This is a genomic window from Enterococcus sp. JNUCC 77 (assembly GCF_054819945.1).
Genome location: NZ_JBTHIG010000001.1, coordinates 1,466,363 through 1,486,868, shown reverse-complemented (window position 1 = coordinate 1,486,868; position 20,506 = coordinate 1,466,363). Strand labels below are relative to the sequence as shown.

Annotated in this window: 15 protein-coding genes; 9 read left to right on the top strand and 6 right to left on the bottom strand. The window is 33.8% G+C overall.

The features are described from left to right. The first annotated feature begins 10 nt into the window (after nt 1-10). On the top strand, nt 11-3,286 hold the full coding sequence (locus tag ACVWNY_RS07305) for an FtsX-like permease family protein (RefSeq protein WP_218325136.1): 3,276 nt from the start codon (nt 11-13) through the stop codon (nt 3,284-3,286). A 23-nt stretch (nt 3,287-3,309) separates the two neighbouring features. Here the strand turns inward: ACVWNY_RS07305 and ACVWNY_RS07300 are convergent, their stop codons facing one another. Together ACVWNY_RS07300 and ACVWNY_RS07295 are read right to left on the bottom strand one after the other, a co-directional pair. Beyond that, nucleotides 3,310-3,906, bottom strand: a complete 597-nt coding sequence (locus ACVWNY_RS07300; RefSeq protein ID WP_218325137.1) for an FUSC family protein — start codon at nt 3,904-3,906, stop codon at nt 3,310-3,312. Nucleotides 3,907-4,011: 105 nt separating this feature from the next. Next, nucleotides 4,012-4,968, bottom strand: a complete 957-nt coding sequence (locus ACVWNY_RS07295) for a Gfo/Idh/MocA family protein (protein ID WP_218325138.1) — start codon at nt 4,966-4,968, stop codon at nt 4,012-4,014. A 115-nt stretch (nt 4,969-5,083) separates the two neighbouring features. On the opposite strand from ACVWNY_RS07295, the gene ACVWNY_RS07290 reads away from it, so the two are divergent. From ACVWNY_RS07290 to ACVWNY_RS07270, 5 genes are all read left to right on the top strand, one after another. After that, nucleotides 5,084-5,611, top strand: a complete 528-nt coding sequence (locus ACVWNY_RS07290) for a hypothetical protein (protein ID WP_218325139.1) — start codon at nt 5,084-5,086, stop codon at nt 5,609-5,611. A 32-nt stretch (nt 5,612-5,643) separates the two neighbouring features. Next, nucleotides 5,644-6,417, top strand: a complete 774-nt coding sequence (locus ACVWNY_RS07285) for a M15 family metallopeptidase (protein WP_218325140.1) — start codon at nt 5,644-5,646, stop codon at nt 6,415-6,417. A gap of 9 nt (nt 6,418-6,426) precedes the next feature. Continuing rightward, nucleotides 6,427-7,038, top strand: coding sequence for a glycoside hydrolase family 73 protein (locus tag ACVWNY_RS07280; protein ID WP_218325141.1), 612 nt, complete (start codon nt 6,427-6,429; stop codon nt 7,036-7,038). Between the two features lie 37 nt (nt 7,039-7,075). Further along, nucleotides 7,076-7,756, top strand: coding sequence for a beta/alpha barrel domain-containing protein (locus ACVWNY_RS07275; RefSeq protein WP_218325142.1), 681 nt, complete (start codon nt 7,076-7,078; stop codon nt 7,754-7,756). 90 nt (nt 7,757-7,846) lie between these two features. After that, nucleotides 7,847-8,341, top strand: coding sequence for a pyridoxamine 5'-phosphate oxidase family protein (locus ACVWNY_RS07270; RefSeq protein WP_218325143.1), 495 nt, complete (start codon nt 7,847-7,849; stop codon nt 8,339-8,341). Here ACVWNY_RS07270 and ACVWNY_RS07265 read toward each other — a convergent pair. Genes ACVWNY_RS07265 through ACVWNY_RS07255 form a run of 3 tightly spaced genes read right to left on the bottom strand, consistent with a single transcriptional unit; the run spans nt 8,334 to nt 10,708 of the window. Beyond that, the gene (locus ACVWNY_RS07265; RefSeq protein WP_218325144.1) at nt 8,334-9,005 is read right to left on the bottom strand and encodes a DUF2238 domain-containing protein; all 672 of its coding nucleotides are present in this window, start codon (nt 9,003-9,005) and stop codon (nt 8,334-8,336) included. The genes ACVWNY_RS07270 and ACVWNY_RS07265 overlap by 8 nt on opposite strands. Next, on the bottom strand, nt 8,992-9,468 hold the full coding sequence (locus ACVWNY_RS07260; RefSeq protein WP_246601422.1) for a nucleoside 2-deoxyribosyltransferase: 477 nt from the start codon (nt 9,466-9,468) through the stop codon (nt 8,992-8,994). The genes ACVWNY_RS07265 and ACVWNY_RS07260 overlap by 14 nt, the downstream gene beginning before the upstream one ends. A gap of 22 nt (nt 9,469-9,490) precedes the next feature. Further along, nucleotides 9,491-10,708: a GNAT family N-acetyltransferase gene (locus ACVWNY_RS07255; RefSeq protein WP_218325146.1), complete on the bottom strand. Its 1,218-nt coding sequence runs from the start codon at nt 10,706-10,708 to the stop codon at nt 9,491-9,493. 150 nt (nt 10,709-10,858) lie between these two features. Between ACVWNY_RS07255 and lepA the strand changes: the two genes are divergently transcribed. After that, nucleotides 10,859-12,694, top strand: a complete 1,836-nt coding sequence (gene lepA / locus ACVWNY_RS07250) for a translation elongation factor 4 (RefSeq protein ID WP_218325147.1) — start codon at nt 10,859-10,861, stop codon at nt 12,692-12,694. Nucleotides 12,695-13,278: 584 nt separating this feature from the next. On the opposite strand, the gene ACVWNY_RS07245 is transcribed toward lepA, so the two are convergent. After that, on the bottom strand, nt 13,279-15,369 hold the full coding sequence (locus ACVWNY_RS07245) for an Ig-like domain-containing protein (RefSeq protein ID WP_218325148.1): 2,091 nt from the start codon (nt 15,367-15,369) through the stop codon (nt 13,279-13,281). Between the two features lie 1,291 nt (nt 15,370-16,660). Here ACVWNY_RS07245 and ACVWNY_RS07240 point away from each other — a divergent pair. Then, nucleotides 16,661-18,082, top strand: a complete 1,422-nt coding sequence (locus ACVWNY_RS07240) for an Ig-like domain-containing protein (protein WP_218325149.1) — start codon at nt 16,661-16,663, stop codon at nt 18,080-18,082. 200 nt (nt 18,083-18,282) lie between these two features. Next, entirely contained in the window at nt 18,283-20,382 is a 2,100-nt protein-coding gene (locus tag ACVWNY_RS07235; protein WP_454071202.1) for an Ig-like domain-containing protein, read from the top strand. Nucleotides 20,383-20,506: the final 124 nt, after the last annotated feature.

The following is a 20,506-nucleotide window of genomic DNA, read 5'->3' as shown; positions in this document are numbered from 1 at the left end:
GAGGTTCAAAATGAAGAGTGCATTAGGGAAATCAAATTTACGAGAAATTTGGCAAACGAAAACAAGGTTTCTATCTATTTTAGGGATTATTTTTTTAGGGGTCGCTTTTTTTGTTGGTTTATCAGCCACTGGTCCAGACATGTTGGAAACAGCCAATCAATATTATAAAAAAAGTCAGTTAGCTGATGCTACTGTTTTATCTTCTACAGGACTAACCAAAACAGATGTAGCACTAACTAAAAAAAATAAAAATATTGCAGCAGTGGAAGGTCGCTATTTTCAAGATTTTTCGGTTGAAAAGGAAAATCAAGTGTTGCGACTGTATAGTTATCAAAAGCAAGATAAAATCAATCAACTGACCTTACTTGAAGGAAAACTTCCTATTAAAGATAATCAAATAGTTTTAGATGAAGTGGCTAAAAATCGTCATGGGTACAGAATTGGTGATCAGGTAACTATTAATCAAACCAATCAACAAATGACTCGAAATAAGTTTAAAGTTGTCGGTTTTGTAAAAAGTGCCCAATATATTGAAAATATTTCTCGTGGCAATACCAATGTTGGTAAAGGTTCTGTAGATTACTTTGGCTATACTAAAGAAAAAAATTTTAATCAGTCAGTCTATACTGAATTACTAGTTCGTTTTAAAAATTTAGAAAACGTTTCTGCCTATTCAAAGACGTATGATGATCGTTTAGAAAAAAATCTTAAGAAATTAAAGAAAGATTTTAAAGTAGAATCAGACAAAAGAATCACTGCGGTTAAAGAAGCACGACAAAATCAATTAGACAAAATGAAAGAACAAATTGCCTCACCAAATGATCAAGGCCAAATGGATCAAGCTCAAGCTAGTTTGTCTGCTGGACAATCAGAATACCAGCAAAAAACGGCGGAAGGTACCGCTCAAATTACTGAAAGAGAAACTTTACTAGCACAAATCCAAGCACAAATAACCGCAAAAGAACAAGAATTACAAACTGTCGAAACTTTAAATCAACAAAAAGATGAGGCCCGCCAAACGGTTTCTACTGTTAATGATCAGCTGAATCAAGTTACCCAACAATTATCGGAATTAAATCGAGAAAAATTGTTGCTTACTGAATCAAATAGTATCATTAATCAGGCACTACAAGGAGATAATAGCCATCTGAATCAATTAAATCAATTAGCAGAGGCTTTATCTAACAATCAGAAAGAAGCTATCATAAACACTTTAAAAGAGCCATCACAAGGGAACCTACAAAGCTTATTGAATAGCCAAAATGAACGCCTGTCTGAAATTAATCAGCAAACTGTTCAATTGAATCCACAGCAAAGTGCTTTAAGTGATCAGTTGAGTCAAGCGCAAGCAATCATTGATCAAAAAGGCATGTCGACCTTGCAACAAGAACAAACTAGAAAAGAAATTGAGCAATTAAAAGAATCTTTAGTGACTGGGACGCAACAATTAGAAAAAGGTAAGGCCGATTTAGCCGAAAGTCAACAAACGGCTGAAGCAGAATTAAATGATGCACAAAAATCTTTTTCTGGTTCTCAGCAGACAATGGCAGAAATAACTGCCCAAATCATTGAGGAAGAAACTGCTATTACTAATTTAGATACTATTGATTATGTTTATCAAGATCGAAATGATAATCCTGGTTATAGTGAATACCAAGATAATGCCAACCGTATCTCATCATTAGCGACCGTGTTTCCGATTATTTTCTTTTTAATTGCTGCTCTAGTAAGTCTGACGACAATGACTCGAATGGTCGAGGAAAAAAGAAGTGAATTGGGTACATTAAAAGCGTTAGGTTTTCGTAACCGCGAGATTGCGCAAAAATATATTTTATATGCTAGTCTAGCTAGTGGAATTGGAACAGTTCTAGGTTTGGCAGTTGGTTTTTATTTCTTACCAACAATTATTTTTAATGCCTATGGACAACTTTATAATTTAACCAATATGGTAACGCCATGGTATCTAAGTTACGGATTAATTGCTTTAATTGTAGCGCTGTTATGTTCGGTAGGATCAACGCTTTTTGTTTTACGTTACGATCTAAAAAGTACCCCTGCCAGTTTGATGCAACCAAAAGCACCAAAAAGCGGGAAAAGAATTTTATTAGAACGAATCACGCCGATTTGGTCACGACTGTCATTTATTCAAAAAGTCACGTTGAGAAATTTATTCAGATATAAACAGCGCATGCTGATGACGGTTATTGGAATTGCCGGGTGTATGTCAATGGTAGTGACCGGCTTTGGCTTACGGGATTCGATTGGTGATATTGTCAACATCCAATTTGATAAACTATGGCATTATCAGGCAATGGTTACTTTTGATGATGATATTTCGGATAACCAATTGACTGATTATCTGAAAGAATTGGAATCCGATAAAAATTATGAAAACCACTTATTGTTAGATAGTGAGACTTATACGGTTAGTAAATCGGGTGTAAACACGCAAGATGTAAATTTACGAGTACCAAAAGAAGTAAAAAGAGTGGATGACTTTATTGAATTTAATGATCGAACCACTGACACTCAGTATCAATTAAACAATCAAGGAGCAATTATCAATGAGAAATTAGCAAAACTTTTTGATCTCAAAGTGGGTAATAAACTTACAGTAAAAAATACGGATGGAAAAGAATTTAAGGTGAAAATTGCTAATATCACTGAAAATTATGTCGGACATTTTATTTATCTAACACCAACATATTATCAGAAAATTTTTGATGAAAAACCGAAATATAATACCGATTTGGTTAATTTCAAAAAGGATGTCAGTCATAAAAAAGAAGATAGCTTTGGTCAGAAATTAATGGGTAAAAACGGTGTGGTAAATGTTACTTTCACTTCTCGTTCTCAAAATGCTTTGCGAGATACTGTGAATAGTTTGAATATTATCATGTGGGTATTGATTGTCTCTGCTGGATTATTGGCTTTCATTGTTTTATATAATTTAACCAATATTAATATTTCCGAACGAATACGAGAATTATCGACGATTAAAGTTTTGGGATTTTATGATAAGGAAGTAGTTGCTTATGTTTATCGGGAAAATATTTTGTTAACGCTGATGGGAATTCTTTTTGGCTTACTGTTAGGAAAAATTGAACATCATTATATTTTACAGACAGTCGAAGTAGATATAACGATGTTTTCACCTATCATTCAACCGTTAAGCTATCTGTATGCCAGCGGGATCACTTTATTATTTGCGATAATAGTCGGTGTAATCATGTATTTCAAACTTAAAAAAATTGATATGATAGAAGCCTTAAAAGCCAGCGATTAAAAAAAAAGACAGAACCAAAAAATTTATTTTTTAGGTTCTGTCTCTTTTATTTTTTTTTGGACTTCTGTTAGCATTTTAGTTAAATCAGCTTCTTTTTGTTTGAGGACTTGTAAATCTTCTTCAATTTCTTTTTCTTTTTCATCGCGATTAGGCGAGATAGTGACATTTAAAGCCAATGCAATCAATGTACCAATGAAAGTATCTAATACGCGGTTCAACGCATAGAGGGCTGATTCTCCTTCTGGAATACTTAAAGCAATTAACAGCATTGTGGCAATTGCAGAAATGATACCAGTATTATTATTTAAGCCATCAGAAATAACAATTACTAAGATGACTAAAAGAGGTAACAGAAAGATATCAAAATAAATATTTTCTCGAAAGAAAGACTGAATGTAATAATAGACGAGGGCTAATAAGCCACCTAAAGAATTACCTAAGACTCTGGAACGTCCGAAAGAAACACTTGTATTTAAATCTTGCCTCAATGAAAAAACAGCGGCTAAAGCAGCAATCAAGGGGGTACCACGATTAGTAAATTCAAATAAAGCGATACAAATCATTACAGCTAGTGCTGTTTTGATTGTGCGCATCCCTAAACGAAAACGACCGATTTGCATAATACTCCCTCCTATAATTATAGTTTAACCAATTTACTAGAAAAAAGCGAAAACGTAAGGGGCGTAAGATAAGCAAAGAAGGACCTCACGTTTTAGCTTAAGAGACTAATTATTTTCCCAATGTTGGCGCATTTGATCCAATAAGTCGATAACATCTTTAGTATAGAAAAGTGATTGATTTGTTTTTTTGTTAACTATCATGTCAGTCATATTCTTGATTTCATAATTCATGGCTTGATTGCTATCACCAACTTCGATAAATTCGTGGGTACCATCATTGAAAAATATTTCGGCTTTGTTTGCGCGGGGATAATCATCTACAGTAATATAACCATTTTCAAAGGCGACAATCCCTTTTTTGGGCATCTTAGCTTGAAAAGTTAAAGTAACAGCCGCTAATTCATTTTTATTATTTTGTAAAATCGTCACAGATTGTTCATCAACACCTGTTTCAAAAGGAACCATTGTTGAAGCAATCACTTGTGGTTGGGCAGTCATAAACCAACGTGCAAAGGAAACAGCATAGGTGCCAATATCTAATAAGGCGCCACCAGCTAAATCAGGGTTAAAGAAACGATTTTTTGGATCAGGTTCTTTGTAGCTGCCAAAAGGTGCCTGAATCATTTTTAATTTTCCTAACTTATTTGTATCTATCAAGCGATGTAATTCGTGATATAATGGCATATTGAAGATGGTCATTGCCTCAGCTAGAATTAAATGATTTTTTTCAGCTAAGACCATCGCTTCTTTTAGTTCAGCACTATCCATCGTAATAGCTTTTTCAGCTAATACATGTTTACCGGCGTTTAAAGCCTTTAAAATGTGTTCATGATGTTGACGATTTGGTACTGCAACATAGATAATGGAAATATCAGGATCGGCTAATAATTCATCATAGCTGCCATATGCTTTTGACAAATTATATTTTTTTGCAAAGGCCTCAGCTTTATCTAAGCTTCTTGAAGCACAGGCTGTTAGTTGACTATCTTCTTGATGGAAAGATTCAGCAAAATCGTTAGCAATACCGCCTAATCCGATAATGCCCCATTGTATTTTTGACATAAAAACAACTCCTTTTTTTAAGTATAGCAATAATTCTTAAATTATTTCAATCAATTAAGTAAAGGACTAGGCAATTTTGAAAATTTCAGTAAAATAGATGTGGAGGAAAGAAAAAATGAATCAAGTATATTTAGATTTAGTGTTGAATGCAATTATTGAACAATACCGTAGCGAAAAAGTTTTTTATGAGGAAATACTGGGTGCGGATGAAGCGAGTTGGTTAGCTTTTAAGCAAGGTGAGTATACTTTTTCAGCTGAAACCAATCAAAAAATTAAAAATTTATTTAGTGATTATGAATGGATGCTGAGCCAAAAAGTAATTCGTCAAGCCATTTTATTTCCTGAAAAACGCCATACAGCCGTAGCTGAATATCGTGAAATGAAGACGATTGTAGCAAGGAAATGGATTGCTAGTGGTGTGGCAGAAGTCTCTCTTATTCCTCATAAAAATGGGGAAAAACAAACAGCACGAGATTTTATCGATTTGAGAGTATCGATTGATTATCAAACTTGGGGATATAATGATATTTTAAGTTTCCGTTTGCCTGCGCATATGCAAAGTCAAATTGAGACTGCACAAAAACAAACAGCCTTATTAGATTGGGTCAATGAAAACTTGACTGAAGCTTATACGTCATCTTAATAAGGTAGACAACCATGAGAGGATTTTTTTAGTTGAAACAATTATTAGGTATTTTATCAGTTATTGTCATGTTCGGCATGGCGGGCTACTCAATTTTTTTCAGTACCAGCCCAGCTATTTCTGAAAACCAAACCGAAAGCACACAATCCAGTACGCAAAATTCTGAAGCAAAAAAAACAGCGGTTCAAAAGGAATTCCCTGATTTAAAAGCCAGTGATTGGAATATGGTCTTAGTGGGTCCTTCTAATAAAATTGCTAGCGAGGTGGCTGAAGATCAGTTAACAACGTTATCTGATAATTCTCATCAATTAGATAGTAGAGTAGCTGATGCTTATGAACAATTTTCTAATGCTGCAACAGAAGCTGGTTATCCGTTGGTAGTTGTTTCTGCCTTCCGGTCAGTTGCAACACAAGAACAAGTTTTTAATGCTAATGTTCAGACGCTCGAGGCACAAGGGTATAGTGCAGAAGATGCAAATACTGAAACTAAAAAAACAATTACTGAGCCTGGATTCAGTGAACATCACACAGGGTTAGCTATTGATGTTGTTGATCAAAGTTGGTACAACAATTACAGTACAACAGTTTTAGATTCTGCTTATGGTGAACAACCAGGCGCCCAATGGATTGCTGAAAATGCACCCAAGTATGGATTTATTATTCGCTACCCTGAAGGAGAAGAAGCTGTAACTGGTATTACTTATGAACCATGGCATCTTCGATATGTTGGAGTAAATGAAGCCGAATATATTAGTGAGCGTAATATGACCTTTGAAGCCTTTCTAAATCAATTGAACGGAAATTAAGGAGAAATTATGCCAAGAAAAAAACTAAAAAAACGCAAACTAACTATCTCAACGCCTCTAATTGTTTTGGGGGCGTTGATGATTGGTCTAGCCGGCGTTTTTTCTTTCTATATTTTACCAAGCCTGAATAGATATGAGAGTCAAACCAATATTGAGAATATGAGTCATGATGAATTTATTCAGACTTTGGAACCCCACGCAAAGCAATTACAACAAAGTTATGGTATTCTACCAAGTATTATTTTGGGACAGGCAATTTTAGAGTCAAACTGGGGGCAGTCAACTTTAGCCAGTCAATATTATAATTTATTTGGCATAAAATCATCTGGTAACCAATCAAGTATCCATTTGGAAACACAAGAATATGTCAACGACCAATGGATTACCATCCAAGGGAATTTTCGTGTATATCAATCTTGGGAAGAATCAATGGATGATCATACCTTATTATTTGTGAATGGAACAGATTGGAACAGTGATTTATATAAAAATGTGTTAAGTGCTACTAATTATCAAGAAGCGGCGACAGCGCTACAAACTGCGGGTTACGCTACTGATCCCGATTACGCCCAAAAAGTAATTAATGTTATTGAGACCTATCAGTTGAACCAGTACGACTAAACATATTAGAATGAATTTAGAGAAGTACTGGGAAGGAATGATGAAAATGGACGCACCAGAAATTATGACAGATTTAAAACAAGATATTGTTCGGGTACCAAAAGTTATCAAAGAAGCATCTGGAATTATTTTCTTTGGGAAGAGAATACGTTCAATTATTTTTACGACTGATATTGCCATAATCAGAAATACAGACGCGGAGGCGGTCATCGCTGTGTATCCTTTTACACCACATCCAGCAATCACCAAAAGTATTATTGAGGCTGCAGATATCCCAGTTTTTTCTGGCATTGGTGGGGGCTTAACTCATGGGCAAAGATCAGCGTATATGGCTTTGTTTGCGGAAGCGCAAGGTAGTCTTGGAGTAGTTGTAAACGGACCGACGCCAGTTGAAACAATTGCTGAGGTCAACAACGTTATTGATATTCCAATCATCAGTACGGTTACTTCAATTCATTCAAAAATTGACGAAAAACTAGCAGCAGGTGTAAAAGTTATCAATATTTCTGCGGCTAAAGATACGGTTGAAACAGTTAAATATTTCCGAGAGAATTATCCTGATTTGCCAATTATTGCCACTGGTGGCCCCGATGAAGAAACGATTCAAAAAACAATTGAAGCTGGGGCGAATGCCATAACATATACGCCACCTTCAAATGGAGAATTGTTTAGTTCGAAAATGAAAAAATATCGGAAGCAAGAAGAATCAGAAAAATAAAGGTGAAGACCATTTCAAATGAATGAAGTGGTCTTTTTTATATTCAATTTCATTTTATCATCTAGTATAATAAAAAAAAGAGGTGTGTTTATGAAAAAGAAAAAAAGACAAGTAACAGATTTAGAGACGATCAAAGAATTTGTCGCTGAAACCCAAGTTGCAAGATTAGCTTTTTTCGATGAAGAATATCCTTATATTGTGCCAGTAAATTTTGCTGAAAAATGGCAGGAAGATCAGCTTATTTTGTATATTCATGGAGCTAAAGATGGGAAAAAAATTGATTTAATTAAGAAAAATCCAAAGGTAGCTATTGAAATGGATGGGAAGCATGAATTGATTGCAACTGGTAGAAATGCAGCTGGTTATTCTTATGCTTATCAAAGTTTAATTGGTTTTGGTGAGGTGGAAATTATCGAAGAGTTAGCTGAAAAACGTCAAGCGCTGGAAGATTTGATGGCTCACGCAGCTCCGATGGCTGAATATGATGAAATTCCAGAAAAAATGATTAAAATTACCGGTATTTTAAAAATAACTTTAAATAGCTATACAATGAAACAAAATCCACCAAAAAAGACGTCTAATTAGACGTCTTTTTTCTGATTGATAGGCGATAACCCTCAAAATATTCTGGTTTATTTCGGCTAGCAAACCAAGCGTAAATCCCCATAATCAAAGCACCAATTGTGTTGGTTAATAAATCTCCCATCGTATCCATCAAAGCAGCCCGACCAACTAAAAGCGTTCCTCCAGAAGTCGCATAGCGTTGCAAATTCATATTTGCGACAGTGTCACAGAGAAATTCCCAAAACTCCCAAAAAACACCACAAGTTCCGGCAAAAGCAAAACCAAACAATAAAAATAGCCATGGAGAAGTTTTGTTAATGCTAGCATTTTTCATCAAGATACCGATTAATCCGTACCCTAAGGCAGTCAACACCATGGGGCTAACGGCATGTAAAATTTTATCCCAAAAAGAAATGATTGAAATCATGTGGAGAGAAGTTCCTAGAAAGACTGATATTATTAAGAAAAACCAGTAGAAATAAACAATTTTATCTGGAATAACAATTTTCAATAATTTATTAGCGATTTCCGGTAGAAAAATTAAGACAATTCCGGCAAGACATTCAATCAAAAAGATAATTCCTTGTTTTGTTGAGTATTTACTAATAAAAAATTCATAGAGATTATAAATAAAGCAGAGTGTTCCAAAGGCTACTAATCCTAATTGCATTTTACGATAAGTCATTAATTTCACCAGTTTCTAAAAATTTTTGAATTCCATGAAGAAAGTCTTCTTCGTTATTGGTTATTTGACCATTTAATTTCACTAAACCAGCGGTAAAAAGATTCAAATAATGAAATTGATTTTCGGCTGTTTCTTGTAAAGCAGCTAATTTTTTCTGGTTATCCGCACCTTGTTGGCGCGTATCAGAATACAATCCAATTACTGGAATTTCTTTCGCAAAAGCAATACCAATCTCTGATGCTACACCGGGATCAATTACTAAACCGTCCAAAATAGCAATTAATAAATCACTTTTTAACACTTCATCAGCATCTGCTTGAGCAATCATCTTGCTATCAGCATAAGCGGATTTTTCATTAATATCGCCATTTTCTTGAGGAAGATAAACTGTCACTTGGTGATTTAATTGACGAATTTTTTTCACCAAATAAGCATTGTACCGCAAATCGCTATTGGCAAACATTGGTGCTGCAAAATAAATATGTTTAGAAATAGTCACTAAAATACGCCTCCATATCAGGTAATGTTGTTTCTAAGAGTGAGATGGCTTTTTTATCAGCTTCTAAGCGCTCGATTCGTGCCAAATAAGAAGCTCTGCGATAATTCATCATCATGCAAGTTAAAGTCTGAATATCTAGTTTAACTTTTTGACCTTTTGGCTGATCTGTTACAGTCAATCGTTCGTTTTCGTCCCAGCTTAAAGCAAAAATACCATTGTTCCATTCCGCTGCTGGATCACTGACTTCAAAATAAAAATCAGCGACTGGTTTGAAAAACGGATAAGCCATTAAAAATTCTTTCACATCGACAATGCGAGCCATAAAGTAAGGTGCAATGGTTTCGGTTATTTCGCTATCGTCTAATAAAAATGATAATGGTTCGTTTTTAAAAATATCTCCTTGCACCCAGTAAATCATTGAAAAATGCGCACTGATAAAATTCCACAAACCATTTCTTGCTGCTTGATTTAAATAATACATCTCTTTAATATGAAATACTTCTTCTTCAATCCAATAAAACATCACACCCATTGGCTGCTGCTTTTGATCATAATAAATCGCAGCTGTTCGTTCTTCTTGATTTTCAAAGCGCCAGTATTCATCCCAGTTTAACGGTTTACGGATCATTGCGCCATGATTTTGCAATGCGAATTCATTATAAACTTTATAAACATCTGGATCATCGACATCTTTTCGTTCAACAATTCCTGGTACATCAACCGTTTTAGGTAATTGCGTATCACGAATTTTAAAGGAAAGTTTATCAGACATAATTTCCCAACCTTTACGACGATAGTAAGGGATGTTATAAGGATATAAATAAGAAATCCATTGTTTGTCTTTTCGCATTTCTTTAAGAGCTAGTGAAATTAGGTCTTTCATTAAACCATGATTGGCATATTCAGGATAAGTACCCACGCCAGTGACACCACCCATTTCGAAAACTTTGCCGTGAATATTTACTTGGCAAGGATAGATAGCAATCTGTGAGATTAATTGATCACCATTAAACCAACCAAAAACTTTTGATTGCTCTAATACTGGTTTTTTTGCTCGAACCATTTCTCTTTTATTTTCGTAACCGCTGCTTTCAATATCACTTTCGGTGACTTGAAAAACATAACTCAATAATTCGTCATATTGGGCTAAGTGTTCTTGTCCAACTTTTTTCAAAACTAATTCTCGATTAAAATCATTGTCCATTCTTTCATCTCCAATTGTTTATTACAGAACTAGTATAGCAAAACCAGCATTATTTTTCTCTTTTTAAAGCAGTTCGGGGAAAAGACTTTTTTTTATCGGTATTGGTTGGTATAATTGAAATTGCTGACTAAAGGAAATGAGGAACTATTTATGAATATAGAAGAAATGAAAGCACGGCAAGAGAAGATACGTAATTTCTCAATCATTGCCCATATTGACCATGGGAAATCTACCTTGGCCGATCGAATTTTAGAGCAAACCAATACAGTGAGCTCTCGTGAAATGCAAGATCAATTATTAGATTCAATGGATCTTGAAAGAGAACGTGGCATTACGATTAAATTGAATGCTGTTGAATTGCACTATACTGCAAATGATGGAGAAGATTATATATTCCATTTAATTGATACACCGGGACATGTCGATTTTACATATGAAGTATCGCGCTCACTAGCTGCTTGTGAAGGTGCGGTGTTAGTAGTAGATGCGGCTCAAGGAATTGAGGCCCAAACTTTAGCAAATGTTTATTTGGCGCTTGATAATGATTTGGAAATCGTTCCAGTAATTAATAAGATTGATTTACCTGCTGCTGATCCTGAACGTGTTCGTAAAGAAATTGAAGATGTCATTGGTATTGATGCCGAAGATGCAGTGTTAGCCAGTGCAAAAACAGGAATTGGAATCGATGAAATTTTAGAACAAATCGTATCCATCGTTCCTGCTCCAAACGGAGACTTAAATGCACCGTTGAAGGCTTTAATCTTTGATTCAGTTTATGATTCTTATCGTGGTGTTGTTTTAAATGTCCGCATCAACGACGGTATCGTTAGACCAGGCGATCGTATTCAATTAATGAGTAACGGTAAAACTTTTGAAGTCACAGAAGTCGGGGTCTTTTCACCAAAAGCGGTTCAACGAGATTATTTAATGGTAGGGGATGTAGGTTATATTACAGCGGCAATTAAATCCGTTCAAGATACGCGGGTAGGGGACACTGTAACTTTAGCAGAAAATCCTGCTGAAGAAGCTTTACCTGGGTACCGTAAGATGAACCCAATGGTTTATTGTGGACTATATCCAATCGATACTTCTCGTTATAATGATTTACGAGAAGCTTTAGAAAAATTGCAACTAAATGATGCAGCTTTACAATTTGAACCAGAAACGTCCCAAGCATTAGGATTTGGATTCCGTTGCGGATTTTTAGGCTTACTTCATATGGATGTTGTGCAAGAACGTTTAGAACGAGAATTTAATTTAGAATTGATTACGACAGCACCATCAGTAATTTATCATGTTAATCAAACTGATGGTACACAAATTGTCGTGGATAATCCAGCAGAATTTCCAGACCCATCAAAAATTCAAAATGTTGAAGAACCTTTTGTGAAAGCCAATATCATGGTACCAAATGATTATGTTGGTGCAGTGATGGACCTCTCTCAAAGAAAACGGGGAGAATTCGTTACGATGGATTATCTAGATGATTATCGCGTAAACGTGGTTTACAACATTCCTTTATCAGAAATTGTTTTTGATTTCTTTGATAAACTAAAATCCAGCACAAAAGGTTACGCGTCACTAGATTACGAAATGTCTGGTTATCGCGAAAGCCGCTTAGTAAAAATGGATATCTTATTAAATGCTGAAAAAGTCGATGCCCTGAGCTTTATTGTCCATCGAGAATTTGCTCAAGAACGTGGAAAAGCTATCGTTGATAAACTAAAAGCATTGATCCCTCGTCAACAATTTGAAGTACCCATCCAAGCAGCAATTGGGACAAAAATTGTTGCCCGTACAGATATCAAAGCTTTACGTAAAAACGTATTAGCAAAATGTTACGGCGGGGATGTCTCTCGTAAGCGTAAATTATTAGAGAAACAAAAAGAAGGTAAAAAACGAATGAAACAAATTGGTTCAGTGGAAGTCCCTCAGGAAGCGTTCATGGCTGTCTTGAAAATGGATGAGGATCAACCGAAGAAATAAAATTTTTAAAATGAAAATCCTATTAAATCAGCTTTTTTAAGTTACTAAAAAATGAATAAATGTTTTTAAATTGACTTAATGCTGTCGATTCAGCTGTCGCTAGCATTAGGTTGTAACAAAAATGAACATTTTCGTGTTGGGGTTTTTATTTTCATAAGGTACGAGTAGAGCATCTTCTTTTGGAGATGCTCTTTTTTTCTTTACTAAATCAGAAGGAACAGCTAAATAGTAGGGAAATAAATATTCAAAAGGATAAAAATTAGCTAAAATAACAAATATCAATTGTTTAACAATAGCAAAATATGATTGACGGATAACCAATACTTCAGATGAAAAAACCGTCTTATTAATACATTGTAAATTAAGACAGATATATATAATAAAGATAAAATTATTGAATTGTCCAGTAACTGTTCTTTCTGGTCGAGGTTAATTAGATGTATCTTTTTTTAAAAATATCCACTACTGACACTGTCTTTTTAAAGAATTTAAATACATAAAAAAACTGTAGACTTTATCCAAATTTTGGATTTTTGCCTACAGTCTGGAATAGACTATCGATAACTCGTTTCTTCTTTTACAAATTATTTTCCATAAAAAGCAACACCTTCATTTTGCCAATCAAGTCTTAATAAATGATCTCTTTCTTCTACATTACTGGTGTAATGATGATTGAAAGCCGTCTGATTTTTATTATAGACACGATAAATTGGTTGTCCATTACTCTCGGCAGAATAAAAAGCTATACCCTCTTGACGCCACCCGATATTACCTAGTTGATTGTATTCATCTTTGTTGGCAGTATAAAAATGCTCTCCAGAATTTGGATTGTACAAACGCCAAACCTCTTTTCCTGAAGTGGGTGTCATCCATGCATTTTTTTCGTCATGCCAGCCTATAGAAATCAAATGATTTTTTTCTTTTGTTGATAAAGTATAAAAATGTTCCCCAGTGTTTGGATTATACAAACGGTAAAGATTTTGACCATTGCTGGTAATTTTTACAGTTATCTCTTTTTTTATTTCTTCATTGAAAAGAATAGTCAAATTATAATCACCAGTCGCCGTATTTTCTTGAGTATCAATCAAACCTGTTTCATCAATTGTTGCACTCGGATTATTCGTTAAATCAGCTGTTTTTGATACTAATTGATACTTAATTTGATTCGTAATCCAAGAATCAGTGATTGGTTTCTGATTGCCATCTAGAATTTCTGAGTTAATGGATAATTGATTACCTTGACTAATTTCAAGTTCGTTGTTAAGAATACTAATTTTTTCCGGTCGCGGATGACTGATGATTGTTACAGTAGGTTGAAGATTTTTTGGATTCTTGATAGTCACATCTGAATTTTCAATTTCACCAGTAAAAGTATACTTTCCAGGGACTTTTTCATCATAATTTTTTGTATCCCATTTTGAAACGGATACTTCTTGTTGACGACCATCATCTAAAGTCATAGTAACGTTTTTTGGTAAATTCAATGTATCTACGGTTTGACCAGTTAAGATATGTTGTTCAGTTTGATTGAAAGAACTGATATTTCTGCTAAGCACTTTGTCTAAAAATGCTTGTAAAGTCTGCGTATATAATTCTGGATCTGCTTCGTAAGAGGCCGCGTGTTCAGCTCCTTCGACTGTTAACAATTCTTTGTATCCTTGACTTTTTGCATATAATTCTTCAGCAACACTGACGGGTGTCCCTGTATCTGCGCGACCATGAATGAAAAGTTTTGGAATGCTATTTTGTAAACTATCAATCGGTGCAATTTCCTCCAGCCTAAATCCTAAAAGTGCTTTCGTTCGTCTACTTACTTGTTCCGCTAATTGTTCAGGGTCAATAAAATCTAAGAATGGAAATTGCTCAAAAACTTCATCAAAACCACTAGTATCACCGTTGAATAAAACATCATATCCGCTGTCTTCGATATAAGCTGCTACATTTGGGTGAGGATTTTTTTGTGACATCATTGTTACAGAAGCACCCATTGATAGTCCCATCAGAATAATTCTTTGATCTGAACTAGTTTGATTTACTTCGTTATCAATCCATAGATTCAAGTCATCTTGTTCATAATAACCAAATGACAAATATTTCCCTTCACTGCCATTCAATCCTCGACTGGAGATAATCAAAACATTGAAGCCGTCTTCCGCAAAAATTTTAGCTTGTCGGATTAAATCATTCCAGTTTGCTCTGTAGCCATGATGCAAAATGGCTGTGGTATCAGATTTGTTGTCAATGTAACGACCAGTCAATTTGATTGGATGTGTTACCTGATTGCCTGAACTATCGTGATAAGTTTCAGTTGTTTCAATCGTTCTGATACTAATATTGTCTAAGCTTTGATACCAATTTTTGGTATACCAATCACGACTCCCTTCCTCTGGATTTTCTGAAATCTCAATATTTTCATTAAAGTTTAAAATTGGATTATCTGCTAAAAAAACAAAATTTATCACTAAGTCAATAAGTGCATCAGGCAATTGTCCATCTGCCGTTAAAGGCACGTTGTCACCTTTTACTCCGGCTTGCTCTAATTCTTGCTTCAATTCATTCATTTTTTGTTCTGAATTCACATCTGCTTTTTCATCAGCAAAAGTCTGACTACTGTACGCTGTTTGTAAACTTAAAAAACAACATGCAATCAGCAATAAACCAATATTTCTTTTCATCAAATCTACTCCTTACACTATATTTAATATAAACATAACATATAATAGTATTTTTAGGATGATAAAATTCTCTATTAGAAAAAGATTATTTACTTAAGATGTTAATATAATTGTATTTTCATGTAAATGTTAGTGTATGTAATAAAATTAAATACTTTAAACTATAAAGATTATTATTAATGTATTTATCTTTAACTTGAATTTCTCCGAATTAGTGACTTGAGAAAATATGAAAATGAATATAGGCTAGAGCAATTTATAGTTTAGACAATCGCGAATATTGAGCATAGTAAATCTGTATTCTGAGATGGAATAAAAGAATGTTTTAAATTATTAGAGACGGTACTGTCCCTCAAAAGTTAGATTTTTGGTCTAACTTCTAAGGGGCTTTTTAGACTGGTATAGTCAGGCCTTTTTTAGTTTTTTGAATTTAATACGAACGATGAAATTTCAAAGTATATTTAGCACTGAGTTCAAAAAATAATCTAAACATATGCGAACTGCTACTGTTTTTCAAAAATATACCGCATTGCAGTGGAAAAAGGTTCTATTCATTTTGAGAACGTTCTCCAATATACTTTTTATTAGAGAAAAGATATTAACTAAAATCTATCGATAGACAATAGTATTAAGTGAGAAGGTGATCTTATGAATAATATGATTTAAATATGTAAAGTAAAAACGATGATGTTAGTACTAGAGGTAATAAAAGAATGGTGTTACTAAGTTTGCAAATATGGGTGAATCATTAATAAGAGTGTCGCAAACTAATCTGAATTTCAATATGGTTACTTACTTATAGAGTAGTGGGTATGCAAATGCACTTAAAAAATTAGTATATGTCATTAATTATTTTGTAATGTTTTTACTTAATAGTAAATAAATTAAGTCAGTTAGAAAACTGATTTTAGGTTAGATCTCAGTATTCAGAAAGACTATCTATCTAAATAATCAAATTCTACAACTATATTTATGGTTGAATCGATGAATTTATCCAGTAGGAGATATGGAATATCTATGTGAGTATCAATTACAAAGAAAAATAATAGTCGTTAGACCATTCATGAACAATAGCAGAATCAAAACTCGGAATTCCATAAAGAAGGAAAAAGATTTTAGAGATTTTTATAATAAATAAAATGAACTATTTTAAATTTACTTAAATAATCATTAAAAAAATTGTAGCATATTCGAAATAAAATAACTAATGTTATTTAAAAGGCGATTCATTAATATACAAATTATTTGAGAGTTTTGTTTTAATAAAAAAATTGAAGGAGAAGGCTAATAAATGAAAAAAACAGGAATAATACTAGTTTTGTTAGGCAATCTATTTTTTTCCCCGCCTCATACATTAGCTGAGGCGACGATTCAAACTAACGAACAGCCATTAAGAAATAATATTCAAGTAGAGCGGGATGAACCAGATTTTAGTAGTCAAAAAGAAATGATAGATATTATCGAAGAGGAGATGAATAATACTGAAGAATCAAACAATCAGAAATTACCAGATATAGTAGCTAATATCATATTCAGAATGACATTTGAAGCGAATATCCCAATACTAAATCTAAAGGATGATCTAATTGTTACAGATGATTCAGAAGTAGGAAGTTTTGATTGGTACACGATGAATTGGTATGATCAGCTGGATAATACTAGTGATCGATATATTACAGCTAATGAAACTTATCAAGATATACATGGGGATGAAATAAATAGACCAATTAAGCTTCGGAGTAGATATATCGATAATGGTTCAGATACAACTGTTTTAATAAATCATGGTTGGCGAACACCATGGAATAAATTGATCAAACCAGCCAAATTTTTTTCTGATGAAGGTTACAATGTCATGATGATTTCTAATCGAGCGCTTAATGGAAGTGGAGGAAAATATTTTACTTTTGGTTATAGTGAACAATCTGATTTGAACCAATGGATTGAAGATGAGGTAACGAGAACTGCACCAAATCAAAAAATTGTACTAATGGGGGTATCGATGGGGGCATCAGTAGTGATGATGTCACAAAATAATCCCCATCCCAATGTGGCTGCTTATATTGAGGATTGTGGATTTGCCACATTAAGGGATGAAATTAAACATGTCTACGCAGGGTTTACTGAGCTAATCCCGTCATTGAAAAAAATTAGTGGTGATACCGTTGTGGAACAAATCAGTCAAAGAACAGAAATGACATTAGGATTTAGTATTGATCAAATTGCTCCTGTTGATGCTTTAAGTATCAATCAAACTCCTAAGTTATTTGTTCATGGAGGATCAGATGATTTTATTCCATTGAGTGCAGTTGAACAGATGTATGACACCAGTATTGGCCCCAAAGAAAAATTGATTGTTGCAGGTGCTGGACATGGTGATTCTTATAATGTTAATCCACTATTGTATCAACAAACTGTCCAAAGATTTTTACAAGATATTCTCCATAAAAAAATTGTATCGTTTGATGTTCATGAACATCAGGTTCCTGTTGGAACCGCTGTAGAAAACTTAAACTTACCAGAGGAAGTTACTGTAATTCTGAATGATGGGAGCCTAGAAGCCGTTAAAGTATCCAATTGGGAAGCAATTCATTATGATGACACTCAAGTCGGTAGCTACACTTTTAGTGGAACATTGGAAATAGAAAATCAAAATATTATTAATCCAGATTATTTGAAGCCAGTTTTAACTGTTGTGTCTCAAGAAAATTAAGTGGATAATAATTTTTCTAAAATATTTCTATGAGTAGGTTATAAGGTAAACAATATTTTACTGTTTAATATAAATTGATGCTTAGTCCTTTTAAACTATTTTTTATTGTTTCTAAGACAAATGAAAAGTCTGCTTTGTAATTTGAAGTTTATTTATTATTTTTATGAAGTTAAAAATAAATTATGGAGGTTAGATTTATAATGAAAAAAGTTGTTCTATTATGTGCTGCTTGTTTGGGATTTTCTTTAATTGGAATACCGATTGATGCTAAAGAAACAGCTCAAGGTCAAGAAATAACTGGAGAAGAAGTTAGATCATTGGTATCCCAAAGTGACTCACCTGATTTTAAATCAAAATTTAAAGAGACACTAGAAAAAGAACTAATACAAAAGGGGGTCAGTAATCCTGAAGAACTGTTGTCATCAAATAAACCATTGCCAGATTTTGTAATTGATATCGCTTTCAACATTATGTTTAACACAAATATTCCTTTAATGAATATGAATGACGATTTAATAGTTAGTGGAGACCCTGAAGAAGGATCTGCGGAATGGTATGTTACAAGTTGGTACAATCATTTGGAGAACACAAGTTATCGTTATATTAATGCACATGAAACTTATCGAGATATTCGAGGAAATGAAGTGAGTCATCCGATTAAACTACGTAGTAGATATATTGACCATGGAGCTGATAAAACAGCAATATTGTATCATGGATATCGAGCGAATTGGTTTGATACGATTAGACAAGCGAAATTCTTTTCTGATGAAGGATATAATGTATTAATGGTAGCTAGTCGTGCTTTGAATGGAAGTGAAGGTAAATATATTACCTTTGGTTATTATGAACAAGATGATTTAAATCAATGGATTTCTGATGAAGTTGCTCAAACAAATCCCAATCAAAAAATTGTTTTACAAGGAATATCAATGGGGGCTGCCACAACAATGATGTCACAGACTACTCCTCATCCTAATGTTTTTGCTTATATTGAAGATTGTGGATATAAGGGGTTGGTATCTGAAGATGCAGGGGAGTTTGTTTCGGCAATTTTTGGTCAGTTTAATCAGAAAACTGAAGAGAGACTTGGTTTTAATTTAAATCAAATTAGTCCTCTTAATAGTGTTTCAAAAAATGAGTTACCTAAATTATTTATCATTGGCAGTGAAGATACGGAAGATAATGTAATTGGGACAGACGATCTATTTAATGCAAGTGCTGGATATAAAGAGAAGCTCGTTGTGGAAGGCGCGGGTCATGGACAAGCATTTGAGACGGATCCTGAATTATATCAAAGAACAATGCGTAATTTCTTAAAGGTTGCTTTGAAGCAAAATATCAGCTCTTTTGAATTACCTGATTATCATACTTCCACAGGTCTTTCTGTTAATGAATTAGACTTACCAACTGAAGTGGATACCAAGTTAGAAGATGGAACTCAAGTTTCTGTACCAGTATCAAATTGGGAAATGATTCATTATGATGAAAACAAGGCGGGTAATTATACCTTTAGTGGCACAGTTGAAGAGGTAGATGGGATAGATAATTTGAATAATCTTAGGCCCACATTAAATGTGATTACACATCCGATTCTTAAAAAAATTGAGATTCTCAATAAAAATATGGAATTGCAGCAAGGAAACGAACTTCAAATTAATGTACAGTTAACTGATGAAAATAATCAGGTTATCAATGATGATTGGGTAAGAAATCAGGTTCAGTATAAGGTGGAATTTGACTCTGCAAATACAACCAATAATCACAATGTATCGGTTGACGAAGATGGGGTTATTAACACTGATGCAAACACTGCTGTGGGAACTTATAAAGTTACTGCCTATAGTGGTGAAGTATCTACATCAACTAGTTTAGAAGTTAAGAAAAATCAAGAGAATTTTAACTTGTATCGATTGTATAATGAAAGTAGTGGAGAGCATTTCTATACCTTGTCAAACGATGAGAGAAGTAATCTAATTTCATATGGCTGGACTGATGAAGGTGTCTCGTGGATAACTTCGGAGTCTGGAGATCCGGTTTGGAGAGCCTATAATCCTAATACGGGAGAACATATTTATACTGCTAGTTTAGCTGAATATGAAAATCTATACTCCAAAAATTGGGTGAAAGAGGGGCATGCATTTTATTCAATGAATACTTCTGAAGGGATACCGATTTATCGACTATATAATAAACAAAAAGCTTCTTTTAATCATCACTATACAAAAAGCTTAGAAGAAAAGAAATGGCTAATTGAGAATGGATGGTATGATGAAGGAATTGTATTTTACGGTAACTAATAATAATAATTGATACGAATAATAAGTAGAGCAGAGAAATCTGCTCTTTTTTTGTATTGGTAGGAAAGATCGAACTTATTAAAATTTAGTTATTAAGGCATCTTTAGTAAAAAAATACATTATC

Excerpts from the sequence above, each read along its gene's own strand:
- ACVWNY_RS07240 (WP_218325149.1), top strand. The coding sequence starts at position 16,661 with ATGAAAAAAACAGGAATAATACTAGTTTTGTTAGGCAATCTATTTTTT.
- ACVWNY_RS07290 (WP_218325139.1), top strand. The coding sequence starts at position 5,084 with ATGAATCAAGTATATTTAGATTTAGTGTTGAATGCAATTATTGAACAA.
- ACVWNY_RS07245 (WP_218325148.1), bottom strand. The coding sequence starts at position 15,369 with ATGAAAAGAAATATTGGTTTATTGCTGATTGCATGTTGTTTTTTAAGT.
- ACVWNY_RS07280 (WP_218325141.1), top strand. The coding sequence starts at position 6,427 with ATGCCAAGAAAAAAACTAAAAAAACGCAAACTAACTATCTCAACGCCT.
- ACVWNY_RS07305 (WP_218325136.1), top strand. The coding sequence starts at position 11 with ATGAAGAGTGCATTAGGGAAATCAAATTTACGAGAAATTTGGCAAACG.
- ACVWNY_RS07275 (WP_218325142.1), top strand. The coding sequence starts at position 7,076 with ATGATGAAAATGGACGCACCAGAAATTATGACAGATTTAAAACAAGAT.
- ACVWNY_RS07295 (WP_218325138.1), bottom strand. The coding sequence starts at position 4,968 with ATGTCAAAAATACAATGGGGCATTATCGGATTAGGCGGTATTGCTAAC.
- ACVWNY_RS07270 (WP_218325143.1), top strand. The coding sequence starts at position 7,847 with ATGAAAAAGAAAAAAAGACAAGTAACAGATTTAGAGACGATCAAAGAA.
- ACVWNY_RS07265 (WP_218325144.1), bottom strand. The coding sequence starts at position 9,005 with ATGACTTATCGTAAAATGCAATTAGGATTAGTAGCCTTTGGAACACTC.
- ACVWNY_RS07300 (WP_218325137.1), bottom strand. The coding sequence starts at position 3,906 with ATGCAAATCGGTCGTTTTCGTTTAGGGATGCGCACAATCAAAACAGCA.
- ACVWNY_RS07260 (WP_246601422.1), bottom strand. The coding sequence starts at position 9,468 with ATGTTTGCCAATAGCGATTTGCGGTACAATGCTTATTTGGTGAAAAAA.
- lepA (WP_218325147.1), top strand. The coding sequence starts at position 10,859 with ATGAATATAGAAGAAATGAAAGCACGGCAAGAGAAGATACGTAATTTC.
- ACVWNY_RS07255 (WP_218325146.1), bottom strand. The coding sequence starts at position 10,708 with ATGGACAATGATTTTAATCGAGAATTAGTTTTGAAAAAAGTTGGACAA.
- ACVWNY_RS07235 (WP_454071202.1), top strand. The coding sequence starts at position 18,283 with ATGAAAAAAGTTGTTCTATTATGTGCTGCTTGTTTGGGATTTTCTTTA.